This is a genomic window from Catellatospora aurea, from assembly GCF_042663325.1.
GTDB classification, from domain to species: Bacteria; Actinomycetota; Actinomycetes; order Mycobacteriales; family Micromonosporaceae; genus Catellatospora; species Catellatospora aurea.
In genome coordinates this window covers 216,382-233,854 of sequence record NZ_JBHTAC010000006.1, presented here as the reverse complement: position 1 = coordinate 233,854, position 17,473 = coordinate 216,382, and the positions used below count along the sequence as shown (strand labels likewise).

Genomic DNA, 17,473 nt, shown 5'->3' with positions numbered 1-17,473 from the left:
GGTCAGCGGGGCAGGCCGGAACTCCGCCAGGCGCCCGGCCCGGCCGCGATCACCGCGGGCAGCCCGCTGCGCCACCACGCGGACACCTGCGCCGACGGCTCGGCGACCGCCGCGGGACGGGCCGACAGCACCGCCACCAGTGCTGCGACCTCCTCGGCCGTCGGCGTGCCCCGTTCGATCCGGATCACCGGCTGCTCCGTCATCTCAACCCTCCCCATGCGGCCTGGCCAGGCCGAACTCGCGATACACCCGCGACCAGAAGCCGTCGCGGACCCACAGCCGTGCCTTCTCGAAGGGGCGCAGCGAGATGCCGAGCTCCTTCTCCGCCTCCACCAGCAGCTCCTTGTCGATGACCGTCGGCAGCAGCGGACCCGGCAGCAGGTCGCCGATGTTGTCACGACCGCGGGTGAGGATCCACTTCTGGGCCACGTACTCGCCGATGTCGACGAGCTGGGTGCGCTCCGGCGGTTGCGGCTGCCAGCGGCGCGCGGCCGGCACCGGGCGCGGCTCCGGGGGAGCCGAGACCTGGGCGGCGGGCAGCGCGATGGCGGGCCGGCCGGAGAACACCTCGGCGGGCGTGGGCGTACGGATCCGCCCGGTCGCCGTGAAGTACGGCCGGACGAAGTCCGCGTCCAGCGTGTACACCGTGTCGCTCTCCCAGACCAGCCGTTCGGCCTGGTTGGTGCCGTACGGCGGCTCGACGCCCCACAGGTGCACCCGCACGCCGTAGCTCTGCGCCCCCTCGACCGCCGAGAGCATGTCCTCGTCCCCGGCGACCAGCACCGCGTCGGTGACCGAGCGGTGCCGGGCCAGCGTCTCCAGGTCGCTGCGGATCTGCGCGTCCACGCCTTTCTGCTGCCCGCGCAGGTTCAGGTTGCCCAGCCGCAGTTTGACCTGCGCCATCTGGGCGATGACGCGCTGGTCGATGGTGGGCACCCGGTCGCGTGCCGCGTCGAACCAGTACAGCCGGAGCAGGTCGGCGCCGAGGCAGCTCGCGGCCTGCGCCATGAGCGCGTGAATCATCGACTCGGCGTCCACTTTGAACTCCGAGCGGTTCGACGTGCCGAGCAGCAGCTCCCCGGAGGCCGCGTACAGGTAGCCCACGTCCACCAGCACCGTGTAGCGGCGCGGCAGCAGGTGGCGATCGGCAGGCTCCTGCACGGTCATCCCGACATAGTCGCACAGCGACCGGTCAGCGTGAACGTTCTGCCACATGACCGTCACTCAACGATTAACAGGCATGCTCACAGCGGGATGTTGCCGTGCTTCTTGGGCGGCAGCGTCTCCCGCTTGGTAGCCAGCGTGCGCAGGCCCCGCACGATGTGCGCACGGGTCGCCGACGGCCTGATCACCGCGTCCACGTAGCCGCGCTCGGCGGCCACGTACGGGTTGGCCAAGGCGTCCTCGTATTCGCCGATCAGCTCGGCGCGGCGGGCCACCGGGTCGTCGGCCGCGGCCAGTTCCGCGCGGTAGAGGATGTTGACCGCGCCCTGCGCGCCCATGACCGCGATCTGCGCCGTCGGCCACGCGAAGTTGAGGTCCGCGCCGAGGTGCTTGGAGCCCATGACGTCGTACGCGCCGCCGTACGCCTTGCGGGTGATCACGGTGATCTTCGGGACGGTGGCCTCGGCGTACGCGTAGATGAGCTTCGCACCGCGGCGGATGATGCCGTCCCACTCCTGGCTCGTGCCGGGCAGGAAGCCGGGCACGTCCACGAACGTCAGCACCGGGATGTTGAACGCGTCACAGGTGCGCACGAAGCGCGCGGCCTTCTCCGACGCCGCGATGTCCAGGCAGCCCGCGAAGTGCATCGGCTGGTTCGCGACCACGCCGACCGGCCGCCCCTCGACCCGGCCGAACCCGGTCAGGATGTTCTGCGCGTACAGCGGCTGCACTTCCAGGAACTCGCCGTCGTCGAGGATCGACTCCAGCACCGCGTGCATGTCGTAGGGCTGGTTAGCCGAGTCCGGGATCAGCGTGTCCAGTTCGGCGTCCGTGTCGCTGGTGGCCAGGTCCGCGGCGGCCGGCCAGACCGGCGCGGCGTCCAGGTTGTTGCTCGGCAGGTACGACAACAGCGCCTTCACGTAGTCGACCGCGTCCTGCTCGTCGCTCGCCAGGTAGTGCGCGTTGCCGCTCTTGGTGTTGTGCGTGCGCGCGCCGCCCAGCTCTTCCATGCCCACGTCCTCGCCGGTGACCGTCTTGATGACGTCCGGCCCCGTGATGAACATGTGCGAGGTCTGATCGACCATCACCGTGAAGTCGGTGACCGCCGGCGAATACACGGCCCCGCCCGCACACGGCCCCATGACCAGCGAGATCTGCGGGATCACTCCCGAGGCCCGCACGTTCCGGAAGAAGATCTCCCCGTACAACCCGAGCGAGACCACCCCTTCCTGGATCCGCGCCCCACCCGAGTCGTTGATCCCGATGACCGGGCACCCGGTCTTCATCGCCAGGTCCATCACCTTGACGATCTTCTCCCCGAAGACCTCACCCAGCGACCCGCCGAACACGGTGAAGTCCTGCGCGAACACGTACACCGGCCGCCCGTCCACGGTCCCGTACCCGGTGACCACCCCGTCGCCGTAGGGCCGGTTCCGCTCCTGCCCGAACGCCGTCGACCGGTGCCGCGCCAGCTCGTCGAGCTCCACGAAGGAGCCCTCGTCGAGCAGCATCGCGATCCGCTCCCGCGCGGTCTTCTTCCCCCGCGCATGCTGCTTCTCCACCGCCCGAGCCGACCCCGCGTGCACGGCCTCCTCGACCCGCCGCTCGAAGTCCGCAAGCTTCCCAGCCGTGGTCCGCCCATCAACCCGGCCCTTGTCCGGCACCGTAGTAGTCACGCCCCGGACTCTATAACCCACCTGAACCCCCGTTCAGTCATCTACACCACACCACCCCACCGCCGCCCCACCCTTTCCTGGTGGCGATCTTGCGTGGACTGTGGGCGCGACACGCGCGTATGGGACGAATGGGCAAATGTTCGCGCAAGATCGTCGTGATCATGCACCGTTCGGGTCGTCGTTTCGTCCGGTTCGGGCGAATCGTTGAGAATGTTGTGACGACACTGTTCGGGGTGCTGCTGCTGGTGGGCGGCTTTACGGTGCTCGCCGTGGTGCGGCCGTGGCAGTCGGATGACCGTGCGCGCAGGGAGGTCGAGCCGCCCGTCGAGGGCGGGTTTCCGCCGTCCCGGCCGCGACCGGGACCGCGCCGGGGCACGACGGTGAGCAAGGCCGCCGGGACCGGGGCCGGTGCCGGCAAGACGGGCGTGGGCAGCGGCGCCGCGGCGGACGAGACGGCAGGCGGTTCGGTGCGCGGCTCCGCGGCGGTGGCCGGTGCCGCCCGCCGGCCCAGGCCGGTGCGTGGTGTGCCGGTCGTGGCGTCCGACCTGGTCCGTGGTGCGGCGGCCGAGACGGACAGCCCGGTGCGCGGCTCGGTGGCCGACGTGGCCAGCCTGGCGCGCGGCGCGGCCGCCGACGTCGACAACCGGTGGCGTGGTGCGGTGGCCGACATGGACAGCCCGGAGCGGGGCTCGTCGGCCGAGGCGTCGAGTCCCGTGGTGCCGCTGAAGCCGCGACCCGTCGCTCGGCGTGCCGAGCCGCGAGGCGACCGGGTTCCGTTGCGTCACCACCGGGTGGAGAGCATCCAGCGGGGACGGCGGGTGTCCGCCGAGCCGGGCGACACCGAGATCGTGCTGCCGGAGTGGCTCGGCCCGATGTCCGTGCCCGGCGACGACGCCGCGCCGGTGCGCGCCCGCCACGCCGGCTGACCCGCGGCTCGATACGCTCCCGGGGTGGAGATGAGCAGGCCGCCGCTGGACCGGGCACGACTCGCGGCACTGCCGCGCTGGCACGTCGAGGTGAGCGAGGAGACCGGCTCCACCAACGCCGACGCCGCCGCGGCCGCGCGGGACGGCGCGGCGGAGGGCCTGGTAGTGACCACGGAGTCGCAGACGGCCGGGCGGGGGAGGCTCGGCCGCACCTGGCAGTCGCCGCCGCGCGCCGGGCTGGCGGTGTCGGTGCTGCTGCGCCCGGCCTCGGACGTCTCCGGCTGGGGCTGGCTCCCGCTGCTCGGCGGGGTCGCGCTGGCCGAGGCGGTACGCGCGGTGACGGGGCTGGAGTCCGCCCTGAAGTGGCCCAACGATCTGCTGGTCGGCGGGCGCAAATGTGCCGGGCTGCTGGCCGAGGTGCCCGCGCCGGGCGCGGTGGTGATCGGCATCGGCCTGAACGTGAGCCTGCGGCCCGAGGAACTGCCCGACACCCCGACCGGCCTGCCCGCGACCTCGCTGCTGCTGTCCGGCGCGTCAGCGGCGGACCGGACCGAACTGCTGGCCGTGCTGCTGGAGCGGCTGGGCGCACGCTACGACGCGTGGCAGCAGGCGGGCGGCGACCCGGACAAGAGCGGCCTGCGGGACGCGTACCTGCGGATGTGCGCGACGCTCGGCAGGGCGGTGTCGGTGCTGCTGCCCGGCGGCGACGCGGACCTGACCGGCGAGGCGGTGACGGTCGACACCGAAGGGCGGCTCGTGGTCCGGACCGCGACCGGCGATCGGGCGGTCGCCGCGGGCGACGTCGTCCACCTGCGCTGATCTGGCTGCTCCCGGTGCTGCCTTCGCGGCGCAAAGACTGATTGCCGACGTACGCCCGATGGCGGATGGCCCGGCGTCGCCTCGTGGAACTACCCTGCTCGCGGACAATCGTGCGTTTGATCGCAGGCTGTAACGAGGAGGCACGGATGGCGTTCCCCGAGGACGTGTTGACCGCGGACGAGCACGTGGTGCTCGACCTGCACCCCCATTGGAAGGCCATGATCCGGCCGGTGACGGTCCTGGTGCTGGCGGTGGCGGCGGTGATCACCGCGCTGCTGTTCGACCTCGACGCGATCCTGGTCTACATCGTGGCGGGCCTGGCCCTGGTCGCCGTGGCCTGGCTGACGTTCTGGCCGTGGCTGGTCTGGCGCACCACGCACTACGTGCTGACCAACGAGCGCGTGCTGCTGCAGACCGGTGTCTTCTCGCGTGACCGCCGGGACATCCCGCTGTCGCGGGTGAACGACCACGCGATGAGCCAGAAGTTCATCGAGCGGCTGCTCGGCTGCGGCACGCTGACCATCGAGTCGGCGGGCGAGCGCGGCCAGTCGGTGCTCAACGACATCCCGCACGTCGAGAAGGTGCAGACGACGCTGTACGAGCTGGTCGAGGCCGACCGGGACGCGCACTCGTACAACGACAACGAGCGCCCGGCCGCCCCGGCTCAGCAGTCCAAGGTCGAAGAGAAGAAGTGAGTCGGGCTACCGCTCTGGGCGCGGCTTCGCGCGCGTGAGCTCCTCGGCGAGCTCCGTGTCGGTGAACTCCGCGTCCAGGGCGGCCAGCTGCTCGGCCTCGGCGGCGAACTCCGCCTCCAGCGGGGCGGTGAGCCGGGAGAAGTCGTCCGGGCGCACCTGCGCGGGCACCGGCACACCGGCCAGCGCGCTCGCGGCCGCCTCGGCGTCGACCAGCTCCTCGACGCTGTCGAGGTGGACGTGGGCCGGGCCGAAGTCGGCGTCGACGCCGCCGGCCGCGACGGCCACCTGGTTCGCGGGGGCGAACACGAAGGTGCGGTAGGTGTAGAAGCGGAAGAGCGTGCCGAGCACCAGGCCCAGGAGCTTGGCCGCGTTGAGCGCCAGCAGGCCGTGCAGGCCCAGCATGTACTTGGTGGCGCCCATGATGGCGAGCTCGATGGCCAGACCCGCCGCGTTGAACACGACGAACAGCAGGAACTCGCGGCCCATGGCCTGGCTCATCCGGTCGCGGTAGGTCCAGTGCCGGTTCATCAGGTAGGACGTGACCATCGCCACGATGGTGGCGACGACGTTGGCCTTCAGCTGGCCCGTCGGGAAGACCGTCAGCACCAGGGCGTTCAGCACCACGAAGTTGACCACGGTGTTCACGCCGCCGACGATGGCGAACTTGAGAGCCTCCGGACCCATCTTGCGGAGTCGGGCGGGCAGCAGGCGATCGAGCATCGTCAGGTCAGGGCGCACTGGGTCACCTTACGCGAGTCGGTGCGAACGGGGCGGCATCGCAACTCCGAATGCAAGCCAACTCACCCGACCTGGGCCGGAGCGGGCGTGGCGGCGGGTGCGCCGTTGAAGACGAACCGCCGATATGCCCAGAACCGGAAGACGCTGGCGATGGCGTTGCCGACCAGCATCTTGGCGACGTTGTCGGCCAGCCGCGTCTGGAACAGCTGCGGCCACACGGCCCCGAGCACGTCGTGGCTCAACCACAGCACGCCGACGCTGATGCCCAGCCCGACCACGTTGAAGAAGAAGTAGAGCAGGTACTCCCGGGCCAGGCTGGAGCGCTCGCGGTCGCGCCAGGTCCAGTACCGGTTGCCGATGAAGGCGCCGGTCGCCGCGACCGTGGTGGAGATGACCGTGGCCGTCAGCCAGCCGGTCGTCGACAGCAGCAGATTGAAGATCATAAGATCGACGACGTACGCGGCACCGCCGACGACACCGAACTTGCCCAGCTCATGGATCAGGTGCCGGAACTGCGCGACGAGCCTCAGCGGCAGTGCTGGGGCCGGTGGCGCGCTCGGCGGTTTGGGGGTCACCCCGCGAGCCTACCGTGCCGGCGTGGCCTTGCCCGCCGTGCGCGGCGGCCCGGTGATCACCGCGAGCAGGCCCACCTCCATCGGATCGCCGCCTGTCCGCAGCTCGGCGACGCCGCCGGCCGGGGCCTTGCCGTCCACCCGGAGCACGTCCAGGCCGGGCGTGCGCCAGGGGCACAGGCCGGGCACGGAGCGGCAGGCCAGCGCGGCGGCCCCGGCGTTGCGCCCGCCGCCGAGGTTGCCCGGCTCGCCCACCGGCGCACCGTCGATGAACAGCTCGTCGCCGGTCAGCGCGAGGTCGCCGTCCCACAGCGCGAGACCGAGGCCGACCGGTCCCGCACCGCCCAGCCCGATGACGGTCGGCGCGTCGCCGCGCCCGGTACGCGGGCCGAGGTACACGGCCGCCTCACCGCGCGGCGCGTCACGGTGCTCGTACATCACGGCCAGCGTCCAGCCCGCGAACTGCTTCTTCCCGCGCGGCAGCGGCCCGGCCGGGGCGGCCAGCCACCAGTCCCCACCGCCGCCCTTGCGAAGCAGCCTCGTGACGTCGGCGAAGCCCTGGGTCAGCGACGTGCCCGACTCGGCGTGCCCGAACCGCACCTCCACCGGCGCCCAGTCGCCTTTCGGCCCGTGCAGCGCGACCAGCTCGGGCAGCTCGGCCGCCGAGGCGGCGACGACCAGCCCGGCCCAGCGCACCTTCGCGCCGTCCGGCAGCTCCAGCCGGGCCCCGCTGGCCGCCTTCTCCCCGGCCAGCGCCGCGATCGGCCCGTCCGGCCCGGCCGGTCCCCGTTCGTCGAGCAGGCCGCCGGGTGCGGCGGGCTCGCCGAACGCGGGCAGCAGCGGCGTCATGTCCAGCACGTTGTTGTCCGAGCCGAGCAGGCACAACGGGCGCGGCCGGCACGACAGCAGGGTGCTGCCCGCCAGCGCGACGTCGACCCGGCCCCGGGCGGCGTGCCCGAGGCGCAGCCCGGACGGCGCGACGGGCACCCGGAACGCGGTCGCGCTCTGCCGCCGCCCGTACGTCGCGGCGACGCCTATCTCCTGGAAGCCGCTGACCGTGGCGTCGGCCAGCACCGGCACCCGGGCCACCGAACGAGCTCCCTTCTTCCAGCGCGGCCGGTCGCAGGACGCGCCGGTCGCGGTCGCCTCGCACTGCCAGCCATCCCCGGCCCCGGTGCCGGCCAGCCGCATACCCGAGGGCAGCGTCACATCGATGCGTACGGCCCCGGGCGGCGCGGCAGCAGAGGGAGAACCGCTCGGCGCCGGTTCGGGTTCGGCGACGCTCGCGGCCACGATCCGCGCGCCTGTCGCGGTGGCAACTTCTCCGGTCTGGTCGGCCGACGTGTCAGGGGCGTTCTCCTGTTGGTCGGCACGGTCGTCGGAGGAGGCGCGCACCGGGATGGGCAGCGTGCCCGCGCGGCCGGCCACGAGGTCGACCTCGGTGAACTCGGGGGCCGACACCTCGGCGTCCGGCTCGGCAGGGGGTGCCGGGGCCACCGGTTGCGGAGCCACGGGAGCGGGAGCCGCGGGCGGCGGCTTGGGCACGGTGACCGGGGGTCGGACCGGGGGCAGCGCGATCGCCGGGGGCTGCGTGGTGCGGCCGGGCGGCGACGGCGAGTAGGTCGGCACCAAGGTCGACGGCGCCAAGGTCGACGGCTCCGGCGACGGCGGCGCGGGTACGAACACCGGCGGCGCGGCGGGCACCGGCACCGGCACCGCTCGCGACGGGGCCGTGGGCGGCGTGGGGGTCGCCGTCATCGCGACGAACACGGCGATCCCGGCCAGCGCCGCGATGCCCACGCCGCTCCCGGCGACGATGCTCGCGCCGCCGTACCGGCTGATCAGGCGGCCGGGCGCGGTCAGCAGCCACCGCCCGGCGGCGAGCGCCACCCCGGCGGCCGCGGCCGACCACGTGCCCAGGTTCTCGCAGACCTGCTGCCACCACAGCACGAGCGCTCCCCAGGCGACGGTCAGTCGGCCGCCGAGCGCGCCCGTGCCGGCCAGGTAGGCCGGCGCGGCCGCGCCCAGTAACAGGGGTGCGACGACACCGCGCAGGCCGGCGTTCTCCTCGGTCAGCTCGCGGTGCAGGCGGCGGCATTCGGCGCAGCCGGACAGGTGCTCGTCGACCTTGCCGCGATCGCGTTTGGCCAGCGCGGCGCGCACGTATCCGGCCAGGTGCGAGCCGGTCCAGTGGCAGCGCGGGTTGCCGGTGAGCGCGATGTGCTCCTGCAGGTACATCTGGCGCAGCCCTTCCCGGGCCCGGTAGGCGAGCGCCGCGACACCGTTGGGGGTGAGCCCGAGCAGCGGGGCCACCTGGGACGGGCTCTCGCCCTCGACCTCGGTGTGCCAGAGCACGGCCCGCCAGCGTTCGGGCAGCCGGTTGAAGGCGCGGGCGGCGTACGACGTCTCCAGCCGCGAGATGGTCGGGTCGTCGACCGGTTCCGCGGTCTCGTACCGGGTGAGGTCGTCGGTGAGCTCGACGCGGCGCTCGCGCCGGGCCCGGTCGTAGCGGGTGTGCCGCATGGTGGTGAGCAGGTACGCCCGGAACGCGGTGTCCGGCCCGCCGCCGTTGCGCAGCACCGCCAGCACCTTGGCGAAGGTGTCCGCGATCAGGTCGTCGGCGTCGGCGTGATCGGTGCTGAGCACCCGCGCGAGCCGCCGCGCCGATTCGAGGTGGCGTTCGTAGAGCAGCCCGAACGCGTCGGTGTCGCCGCCGCGTACCAGGGAGATGAGTTGTGGATCGCTCTGCGCGTCGGTGGACTGATCTTGGGCAGGGTAAAACGCACTGGTCACGGCCGCCTCCGGGGGGAATGTCACGGTTTCGCCGGCTGCTAGGGACGTTAGACCAATCACCCGATTTGCGGAATATGCGGAGCTCATGATGAAGTCGCGATAGCCGCGTTCGCCGGAGCCCGAAGCGGGTACAGGTAGTGGGTGACGGGGTCCGCTCGCGTCAGTGCTGTCGCGCTGCGCTGTGATCAAAAAGGGGATTTGCGGAAACGTGCGCGTTCGGCCGAAGAATCGTGCGCGAAGAAGCACCCAGACCGACGCTTGTGCACTTATTCACAAGGCGGGAAGGGCCTCCAGCAACAAACCGGGCTTACGCTGAGGCCACATCCCGGACGACGCACGGCCACCCGGCCGTGGTCCGTCGTATCCGTCGGTCAAAGACGACCACGAGGAGAACTCCATGACCGCGCCGGCAGTCATCGCAGGGCTTGACCAGCATCCGACCTCGCACCCGAAGCTGCTCGCCTGGGTGCGCCAGATCGCAGAGCTCACCACGCCGGACAGCATCGTGTGGTGCGACGGCTCCGAGGACGAGTGGCAGCGCCTCACCGCCGAACTCGTCACCGCGGGCAGCCTGGTCCAGCTGGACCCGGTCAAGCGGCCCAACTCCTTCTGGGCGCGCACCGACCCGTCCGACGTGGCGCGGGTCGAGGAGCGCACGTTCATCTGCTCGGTGGACGAGGCCGACGCCGGCCCGACCAACAACTGGATGGCCCCGGCCGAGATGAAGCAGCTCATGACCGAGCTGTACCGGGGCTGCATGCGCGGCCGCACCATGTACGTCATCCCGTTCTGCATGGGCCCGCTCGACGCCGAGAACCCGATGTTCGGCGTGGAGATCACCGACTCGGCGTACGTCGTGGCCAGCATGCGCATCATGACCCGGATGGGCACGCACGTGCTCGAGGCGATGGGCGAGACCGCCGAGTTCGTGCCGGCGCTGCACTCGGTCGGCGCACCGCTGGAGCCGGGCCAGGCCGACGTGCCGTGGCCATGCTCGACCACCAAGTACATCTCCCACTTCCCGGAGACCCGCGAGATCTGGTCGTTCGGCTCCGGCTACGGCGGCAACTCGCTGCTGGGCAAGAAGTGCTACTCGCTGCGCATCGCCAGCGTGATGGGCCGCGACGAGGGCTGGCTCGCCGAGCACATGCTGATCCTCAAGCTGACCAGCCCGGCCGGCAAGGTCCACTACATCGCGGCGGCGTTCCCGTCGGCGTGCGGCAAGACCAACCTCGCCATGCTGGAGCCGACCATCCCCGGCTGGAAGGTCGAGACCCTGGGCGACGACATCGCCTGGATGCGCTTCGGCGCCGACGGCCGCCTGTACGCGGTGAACCCGGAGTACGGCCTGTTCGGCGTCGCGCCGGGCACCGACTGGAAGACCAACCCGAACGCGATGCGTACGCTCGCCGCCGGCAACTCGCTGTTCACCAACGTGGCCCGCACCGACGACGGCGACATCTGGTGGGAGGGCATGGGCGAGCCCCCGGCCCACCTGACCGACTGGCACGGCAACGACTGGACCCCGGACTCCGAGCAGGTCTCCAGCCACCCGAACTCGCGTTTCTGCACCCCGATCACGCAGTGCCCGATCCTGGCGCCGGAGTACGACGACCCGCAGGGTGTGCCGATCTCGGCGATCCTGTTCGGTGGCCGCCGCAAGACCACGATCCCGCTGGTCAGCCAGGCCCGCGACTGGGTGCACGGCGTCTTCCAGGGCGCGACCCTGTCCTCGGAGACCACCGCCGCCGCCGTCGGCCAGGTGGGCGTGGTCCGCCGCGACCCGATGGCGATGCTGCCGTTCATCGGCTACAACGCCGGCGACTACTTCCGCCACTGGATCGCCATGGGCAAGGGCGTCGACGGCAACGCCGACAAGCTGCCCGCGATCTTCTACGTGAACTGGTTCCGCCGCGGCGACGACGGCCGCTTCCTGTGGCCCGGATTCGGCGAGAACTCCCGCGTCCTCAAGTGGGTCGTCGAGCGCCTGGAGGGCGAGGCCGCCGCGGTCGAAACCCCCGTCGGCTTCGTCCCCCGCGCCGAGGACCTCGACCTCACCGGCCTCGACCTCCCCACCACGGACGTCGAGCTGGCCCTCGAAGTCCGCCAGGACGAGTGGGCCGCGGAGATCCCGCAGATCACCGAGTGGTTCGACAAGTTCGGCGACAAGCTCCCCGCAGTCCTCTGGTCCGAGCTCGACGCCCTCAAGGCCCGCCTCAACGTCACCGAGTAGCCGCTCGGTCGACGATCTTGCGTGAACGGTGGGCATGACACGCCCTTAACGGGCAAACTCACCACAGTTCGCGCAAGATCGTCACGATCTTGGCACAGTCGCGCAGGCCCCCCGGCGGAGTCGGGGGGCCTGCGGGCATCATGGGGGTGTGCAGATCTCGGCTAGAGGCGACTATGCGGTCCGGGCCGCTCTGGAGCTGGCCAACGCGTACCCGGCCACCATCTCGGCGCAGGCTTTGGCGGACGCGCAGGGGCTGCCGCGCAAGTTCCTGGAGGCGGTGCTCGCCGACCTGCGGCGCAGCGGCGTGATTCACGCCGTCCGGGGCGCGGACGGCGGGTACAGCCTCAGTTCGCCGCCGGCCGAGGTGACCATCGGCACGGTGCTCAGGGCCGTGGACGGGCCGCTGGCGGGTGTCCGGGGCCACCGTCCCGAGCAGACCAGCTACACCGGCACCTCCACTCACCTGCCGCTGGTATGGGTCGCGGTGCGGTCCGCGGTGCGCGGTGTCGTCGACGAGGTGACGCTGGCTCAGGCCGTCACCGGGCAGCTGCCGGAGGCGGTCCGAGATCTCACCACGGTCCCGGACGCCTGGCAGCCGCGCTGATCTGCGCAAGCGGCGTTAGGCTGCCCAGGATGAAACTCCGCGACCTCGTCTACTCCGTGTACGAACGCCGCCTGATCCAGCTGCTGGCGGGCAAACCGCGTCCCCGGCACGTCGGAGTCATGTGCGACGGCAACCGCCGCTGGGCGCGCGACATGGGCTACGTGGACCCCAACGACGGCCACCGGGTCGGCGCCGAGCGGATCAAGGAACTGCTGCGGTGGTGCGACGAGGCCGGCATCGCCCACGTCACGCTGTACCTGCTGGCCACCGACAATCTGCGCCGCCCGGCCGCCGAGCTGGACCCGCTGCTGCAGATCATCGAGGACCTGAGCACCGAGCTGGCCGAGGACGGCAACCCCTGGCAGCTGCGCATGGTCGGAGCGCTGGACCTGCTGCCCGCCGACACCGCCGCCGCGCTGAAGGCCGCCCAGGAGCGCACCGCGGGCCGCCACGGCGGCGCGCACGTCAACATCGCGGTCGGCTACACCGGCCGCCGGGAGATCGCCGACGCGGTGCGCTCCCTGCTGCAGGAGCACGCCAAGGCCGGCGCGACCCTGGAGGAGGTGGCCGAGAAGCTCGATGTCGAGCACATCGCCGAGCACCTTTACACCCGCGGTCAGCCCGATCCGGATCTGATCATCCGGACCAGCGGCGAGCAGCGGCTGTCCGGCTTCCTGCTGTGGCAGTCCGCCCACTCGGAGTTCTACTTCTGCGAGCTGAACTGGCCGGACTTCCGGCACGTGGACTTCCTGCGCGCGCTGCGGGCGTACGCCGGCCGCCAGCGCCGTTTCGGCGCATAGCTTGAGTCCGATTTCTTCCCCTCTCCCACCTGCGCTCCCGTTGAGAATGTGACCTGTTTCACGATCGACGTGACCGGGTTGGCACGTCGCCGGAAAACCCGGCAGGGTCCCTGACCAGCGCCTTCCTCCCCCGGAGGCGCGGCAACCCCCTACGAAGGGACCGACTCGTGTCGACACCCCGTTACCCCCTGCTGGGCCGCCACCGTGAAACCCGTCAGCGCAGCGGCCCGGCCCGCCTGCTGGCCGCCCACTCCCGGAAGATCGCGCTCGGCGTGCTCTGCGCCGCCGTGCTCGGCGCGCTCGGCTACGGCCTCGTCGGCAAGTCCGACCCCGAGCCGCTGGCCGCCGACCTCGCCGCCGCCCGCGCCGCCGAGGCCGAGGCGGCGACCCGCGACTACGACCGCCTCGTCGAGGCGTCGCCGAGCGCCTCGGCCACCCCGACGCCGAGCGTGAGCCCGACCCGGGCCACCACCCCGAAGGCCCACGTGCCGTCGACGGCGCCGTCGAAGCCGGCCGTCAAGCGCACCGCGTCGACGCCCACGCCGACCTCGTGCAAGAGCTTCACCGGCAACCAGCTCACCGCCTGCAAGCTGCTGCCCAGCTTCGGCTTCGCGTACAGCCAGATGGGTCCGCTGGTGAAGCTGTGGCAGCACGAGAGCGGCTGGAACCACAAGGCCGAGAACTCCGGCTCCGGCGCGTACGGCATCCCGCAGGCGCTGCCCGGCGACAAGATGGCGAAGTTCGGCGACGACTGGAAGACCAACCCCGCCACGCAGATCAAGTGGGGCCTGGACTACATCAAGAACCGATACCAGACACCCGCCGGCGCGTGGGCGCATTTCCAGGACGTCAGCTGGTACTGACCCGTGGATTCGCCGCTCGTTTCACGACTTTCAGTCACGCAGCGACTACGTGAAGCGAGCGGCGATCCGGCCTCGGCATCCCCCGACCGGGTGATGCCGACATCGGCGGATCGTCGGACAGATCGCGAAGACATGCTGGCCAAACGGGTTTCTTGCGGTTAGCGTGAGTCATGGTCGATGTCCCGATACGAACGTACGTACTCGACACCTCCGTGCTGCTGGCGGATCCGGCCGCGATCCGCCGCTTCTCCGAGCACAACGTCGTGCTGCCGCTCGTGGTCATCTCCGAGCTGGAGGGCAAGCGGCACCACCCGGAGCTCGGCTGGTTCGCCCGGCAGTCGCTGCGACTGCTCGACGACCTGCGCATCAAGCACGGCAGGCTGGACGTGCCGCTGCCGGTGAACGATTCCGGCGGAACTCTGCGCGTGGAGCTCAACCACTCCGACCCGCAGATCCTGCCCAGCGCGCTCCGCCGTGAGGTGGACCGGCAGTTCGGTCGCAATGACACGAACGACGCCCGCATCCTCGCGGTGGCGCTCGGTCTGGCGGCCGACGGGCAGCAGGTGACCCTCGTCAGCAAGGACATGCCGTTGCGAGTCAAGGCCGCGGCGGTGGGCCTGGCGGCCGACGAGTACCGGCACGACCAGGCGGTCGACCCGACCTGGTCCGGCCTGGCGGAGGTGGACCTGACGGATGCCCAGATGGCCGCCCTCTACGGCGGCGAGGACATCGACCTGGACGAAGCGGCGGGACTGCCCGTCCATACCGGACTGATCCTGCACGCCGGGCGCGGTTCGGCGCTCGGGCGCGTGCACACCGACAAGACGGTGCGGCTGGTCCGCGGCGACCGGGAGGCGTTCGGGCTGCGCGGGCGCTCGGCGGAGCAGCGCATCGCGCTGGACCTGCTGCTCGACGACAGCATCGGCATCGTCTCGCTGGGCGGCCGGGCGGGCACCGGCAAGTCGGCGCTGGCCCTGTGCGCCGGCCTGGAACAGGTGATGGAGCGAGGCAAGCACAAGAAGGTCATCGTGTTCCGCCCGCTGTATGCCGTCGGCGGCCAGGAGCTGGGCTACCTGCCCGGCACCGAGGCGGAGAAGATGTCGCCGTGGGCGCAGGCGGTGTTCGACACCCTCGGCGCGCTGGTGCACGACAACGTGCGCGACGAGGTGCTGCACCGGGGGATGCTGGAGGTGCTGCCGCTGACCCACATCCGCGGCCGCAGCCTGCACGACGCGTTCGTCATCGTCGACGAGGCGCAGTCGCTGGAGCGGGGTGTGCTGCTCACCGTGCTGTCGCGCATCGGTGCGGGTTCGCGCGTGGTGCTCACGCACGACGTCGCCCAGCGCGACAACCTGAGGGTGGGCAAACACGACGGTGTCACGGCGGTGATCGAGACCCTCAAGGGGCATCCGCTCTTCGCCCACGTGACCCTCACCCGGTCGGAGCGTTCCGCCATCGCCGAAGTGGTCACCGATCTCCTGGAGGAGTGACTCTGTCCATATTTGACACCCTTTAGGGTGTGACCGGGGTCACAGTCGCCTGGCCGGGCGACGACAGGCCCCGGTCCTTTGCGTAAGGGTGGGGTGGAGCGCCCCGCAACCCGGCGCCCCGGCGTGCCATCCCCCCGGCGCGCCGAGCGGCCCGCGCGTTGCCCGGCAAGGCGTGCTCCCCTGCGACCGTCCACCCCCGACTTCGGACGGACCCGGGGCCCCACCGCCGAGAGGATCCCCTGTGTCCCGGCAACGCCGCGCCCCTCGCCGGGCGCACCCCGCGACCGGTCGTGTGATCGTCCGTGGCCTCGCCGTGCTGACCCTGCTGGGCGGGGTGGCCGGTGCGATGCGGCTCGACGAGACCGCGCAGTGGCAGGCCGACGCGTCGACCGCGGGCGGGCAGGCGCACATCGCCGCGCAGGCCGAGTCGGCCGCGCTCACCCTGCAGCAGCACCAGCTCCTGCTGGCGGCGCAGGACCGCGCCGCGGCCGAGGCCAAGGCCGCCGCGGCCCGCGCCGCCGCCGTGGAGAAGGAGGCCAGCCGCCGCGGCGCCAACCGCACCGCCACCGTCGACTTCGGGCCCATTCCGAGCAGCTGCAACGAGTTCAGCGGCAACCGTGCGATCGGGTGCGCGCTGGTGCTCGCCGCGGGCATGGACCTCACCCAGATGGCCTGCCTCAACAAGCTGTGGACCCGGGAGTCCGGCTGGAACCACCGCGCCGAGAACAAGAGCTCCGGGGCGTATGGCATCCCGCAGTCGCTGCCCGGCGACAAGATGGCGAAGTTCGGCGACGACTGGCAGACCAACCCCGCCACGCAGATCAAGTGGGGCCTGGACTACATCAAGAAGCGCTACGGCAAGCCGTGCGACGCCTGGGCGCACTCCGAGGCCAAGGGCTGGTACTGACCGTCAGCCGGGCTCGGTGAGGCCGGCGCTGGTGTGCTCCTGGGCGAGCCGGCGCAGCGCGGTGAGCACGGCCTCGCCGAGCACGGTGCCGGTGACCAGGCCCTCGACCATGGCGGCCCGGTCGCCGCGGGCCAGCACCAGGGCCACCTCCTGGCCGGCCAGCCGCTCGGTGGCCTCGGCGTAGTCGTCGACCATCGCCAGCATGTCCTCCTGCCCGAGTTCGCGCAGCGCCGCGATGGCGTCGGCGAGCTGGTCCAGGCCGGGGGCGTTCGCGTGCACCCGCCAGCCCCGGTCGGCCACGACCCGGGCGGCCTCGGCGCGCGCCGCCGACCAGCCGGGCGTGGTGCGATCGGCGCGCGCCGCGCCCGCGATCGCCTCGTGCGCGGTGCCGAGCAGGTGGTGACCGGGCAGCTCGGCGTCGTCGACGGCCTGCAGCACCTGGCGCACCCCGGCCACGCTCAGGCCGCCCACGTCGATCAGCGCCCGGATCAGGCGCAGTCGGCGCAGGTGCGCCTCGCCGTACTCGGCCTGGTTGCGGACCAGCGAGCGGCCGGGCGGGAGCAGCCCTTCACGCAGGTAGTACTTGACTGTGGGCAGCGACACGCCACTGGTGCGGCTGAGTTCGGAAATCTTCATCGGGGTTGACGATACCCACCGGATAGCAGATAGTCATACTATCCATGATGTGAGGGGGAAGTCATGGCAGCCGTGGTTCCCGGCCGGATGTCGGCCGACATCGAGGGTGACTTCGTGGTCTTCCTGATCGGCATGCGGTTCAACAAGTTCTGGAAGATCCACAAGTGGTGGGGCGCGTTCACCGCGATGCCGCGGATGCTGAAGGTGCTCGCCGAGCGGCCGGAGCTCGGCCTGCTCGCGGTGGAGTACGCGATCACGCCGCGCGGCCCGCTGACCGTGCAGTACTGGCGCAGCGTCGAGCAGCTGGAGGCGTTCGCGCGCGACGCCGCACTGCCGCACCACCCGGCCTGGCGCGCCTTCAACAAGCTGGTCGGCGGCAGTGGCGACGTCGGGATCTGGCACGAGACCTACCTGGTCGGCGCGGGCCGGTACGAGGTCCTCTACGGCAACATGCCGCGCTTCGGGCTGGCACGGGCGGGCGAGCACGTGCCGGTGGCGCGCAAGGGCGAGACCGCTGCCGCCCGCCGGGGCGCTTCGCCAACGTAAGGGATTAATCG

At 71.6% G+C, this 17,473-nt stretch carries 17 protein-coding genes; 10 read left to right on the top strand and 7 right to left on the bottom strand.

Annotated features, from left to right (window positions below):
* Window positions 1-2: 2 nt before the first annotated feature.
* The 3 genes from ACFQO7_RS08760 to ACFQO7_RS08750 form a co-directional block, all read right to left on the bottom strand.
* On the bottom strand, window positions 3-203 hold the full coding sequence (locus tag ACFQO7_RS08760) for an acyl-CoA carboxylase subunit epsilon (protein ID WP_376805933.1): 201 nt from the start codon (window positions 201-203) through the stop codon (window positions 3-5).
* A gap of 1 nt (window position 204) precedes the next feature.
* Window positions 205-1,167: an NYN domain-containing protein gene (locus tag ACFQO7_RS08755; protein ID WP_360521660.1), complete on the bottom strand. Its 963-nt coding sequence runs from the start codon at window positions 1,165-1,167 to the stop codon at window positions 205-207.
* A gap of 77 nt (window positions 1,168-1,244) precedes the next feature.
* Complete coding sequence (locus ACFQO7_RS08750; protein ID WP_376805960.1) at window positions 1,245-2,828, bottom strand: acyl-CoA carboxylase subunit beta; 1,584 nt, start codon at window positions 2,826-2,828, stop codon at window positions 1,245-1,247.
* A 227-nt stretch (window positions 2,829-3,055) separates the two neighbouring features.
* On the opposite strand from ACFQO7_RS08750, the gene ACFQO7_RS08745 reads away from it, so the two are divergent.
* The 3 genes from ACFQO7_RS08745 to ACFQO7_RS08735 all read left to right on the top strand — a co-directional run bounded on the left by ACFQO7_RS08745 (window position 3,056) and on the right by ACFQO7_RS08735 (window position 5,280).
* Window positions 3,056-3,766 (top strand): TrbL/VirB6 family protein, encoded by a 711-nt coding sequence (locus tag ACFQO7_RS08745; protein ID WP_376805932.1) that lies wholly within the window; start codon window positions 3,056-3,058, stop codon window positions 3,764-3,766.
* A 30-nt stretch (window positions 3,767-3,796) separates the two neighbouring features.
* Window positions 3,797-4,585: a biotin--[acetyl-CoA-carboxylase] ligase gene (locus ACFQO7_RS08740; RefSeq protein ID WP_376805959.1), complete on the top strand. Its 789-nt coding sequence runs from the start codon at window positions 3,797-3,799 to the stop codon at window positions 4,583-4,585.
* 146 nt (window positions 4,586-4,731) lie between these two features.
* A complete protein-coding gene (locus ACFQO7_RS08735) occupies window positions 4,732-5,280 on the top strand; it encodes a PH domain-containing protein (RefSeq protein WP_360521651.1) in 549 nt (182 codons plus the stop codon).
* A gap of 6 nt (window positions 5,281-5,286) precedes the next feature.
* On the opposite strand, the gene ACFQO7_RS08730 is transcribed toward ACFQO7_RS08735, so the two are convergent.
* The 3 genes from ACFQO7_RS08730 to ACFQO7_RS08720 all read right to left on the bottom strand — a co-directional run bounded on the left by ACFQO7_RS08730 (window position 5,287) and on the right by ACFQO7_RS08720 (window position 9,383).
* Complete coding sequence (locus ACFQO7_RS08730; RefSeq protein WP_376805958.1) at window positions 5,287-6,000, bottom strand: GtrA family protein; 714 nt, start codon at window positions 5,998-6,000, stop codon at window positions 5,287-5,289.
* 80 nt (window positions 6,001-6,080) lie between these two features.
* Window positions 6,081-6,593, bottom strand: coding sequence for a GtrA family protein (locus tag ACFQO7_RS08725; protein WP_376805931.1), 513 nt, complete (start codon window positions 6,591-6,593; stop codon window positions 6,081-6,083).
* 9 nt (window positions 6,594-6,602) lie between these two features.
* Window positions 6,603-9,383 (bottom strand): sigma-70 family RNA polymerase sigma factor, encoded by a 2,781-nt coding sequence (locus ACFQO7_RS08720; RefSeq protein ID WP_376805930.1) that lies wholly within the window; start codon window positions 9,381-9,383, stop codon window positions 6,603-6,605.
* Between the two features lie 397 nt (window positions 9,384-9,780).
* Between ACFQO7_RS08720 and ACFQO7_RS08715 the strand changes: the two genes are divergently transcribed.
* From ACFQO7_RS08715 to ACFQO7_RS08690, 6 genes are all read left to right on the top strand, one after another.
* Window positions 9,781-11,616, top strand: coding sequence for a phosphoenolpyruvate carboxykinase (GTP) (locus ACFQO7_RS08715; RefSeq protein WP_360521642.1), 1,836 nt, complete (start codon window positions 9,781-9,783; stop codon window positions 11,614-11,616).
* 148 nt (window positions 11,617-11,764) lie between these two features.
* Window positions 11,765-12,220, top strand: coding sequence for an RrF2 family transcriptional regulator (locus ACFQO7_RS08710; protein WP_203693238.1), 456 nt, complete (start codon window positions 11,765-11,767; stop codon window positions 12,218-12,220).
* Between the two features lie 29 nt (window positions 12,221-12,249).
* Window positions 12,250-13,020: an isoprenyl transferase gene (locus ACFQO7_RS08705; RefSeq protein ID WP_203693237.1), complete on the top strand. Its 771-nt coding sequence runs from the start codon at window positions 12,250-12,252 to the stop codon at window positions 13,018-13,020.
* A gap of 167 nt (window positions 13,021-13,187) precedes the next feature.
* Window positions 13,188-13,883, top strand: coding sequence for an aggregation-promoting factor C-terminal-like domain-containing protein (locus tag ACFQO7_RS08700; RefSeq protein ID WP_376805929.1), 696 nt, complete (start codon window positions 13,188-13,190; stop codon window positions 13,881-13,883).
* 170 nt (window positions 13,884-14,053) lie between these two features.
* Window positions 14,054-15,373, top strand: coding sequence for a PhoH family protein (locus ACFQO7_RS08695; RefSeq protein ID WP_376805928.1), 1,320 nt, complete (start codon window positions 14,054-14,056; stop codon window positions 15,371-15,373).
* A 241-nt stretch (window positions 15,374-15,614) separates the two neighbouring features.
* Complete coding sequence (locus tag ACFQO7_RS08690; RefSeq protein ID WP_376805927.1) at window positions 15,615-16,280, top strand: aggregation-promoting factor C-terminal-like domain-containing protein; 666 nt, start codon at window positions 15,615-15,617, stop codon at window positions 16,278-16,280.
* Window positions 16,281-16,283: 3 nt separating this feature from the next.
* Here ACFQO7_RS08690 and ACFQO7_RS08685 read toward each other — a convergent pair whose 3' ends face one another.
* The gene (locus ACFQO7_RS08685; RefSeq protein ID WP_376805926.1) at window positions 16,284-16,916 is read right to left on the bottom strand and encodes a MerR family transcriptional regulator; all 633 of its coding nucleotides are present in this window, start codon (window positions 16,914-16,916) and stop codon (window positions 16,284-16,286) included.
* A gap of 63 nt (window positions 16,917-16,979) precedes the next feature.
* On the opposite strand from ACFQO7_RS08685, the gene ACFQO7_RS08680 reads away from it, so the two are divergent.
* The gene (locus ACFQO7_RS08680) at window positions 16,980-17,462 is read left to right on the top strand and encodes a DUF4188 domain-containing protein (RefSeq protein WP_376805925.1); all 483 of its coding nucleotides are present in this window, start codon (window positions 16,980-16,982) and stop codon (window positions 17,460-17,462) included.
* The last annotated feature ends 11 nt before the right edge of the window (window positions 17,463-17,473 follow it).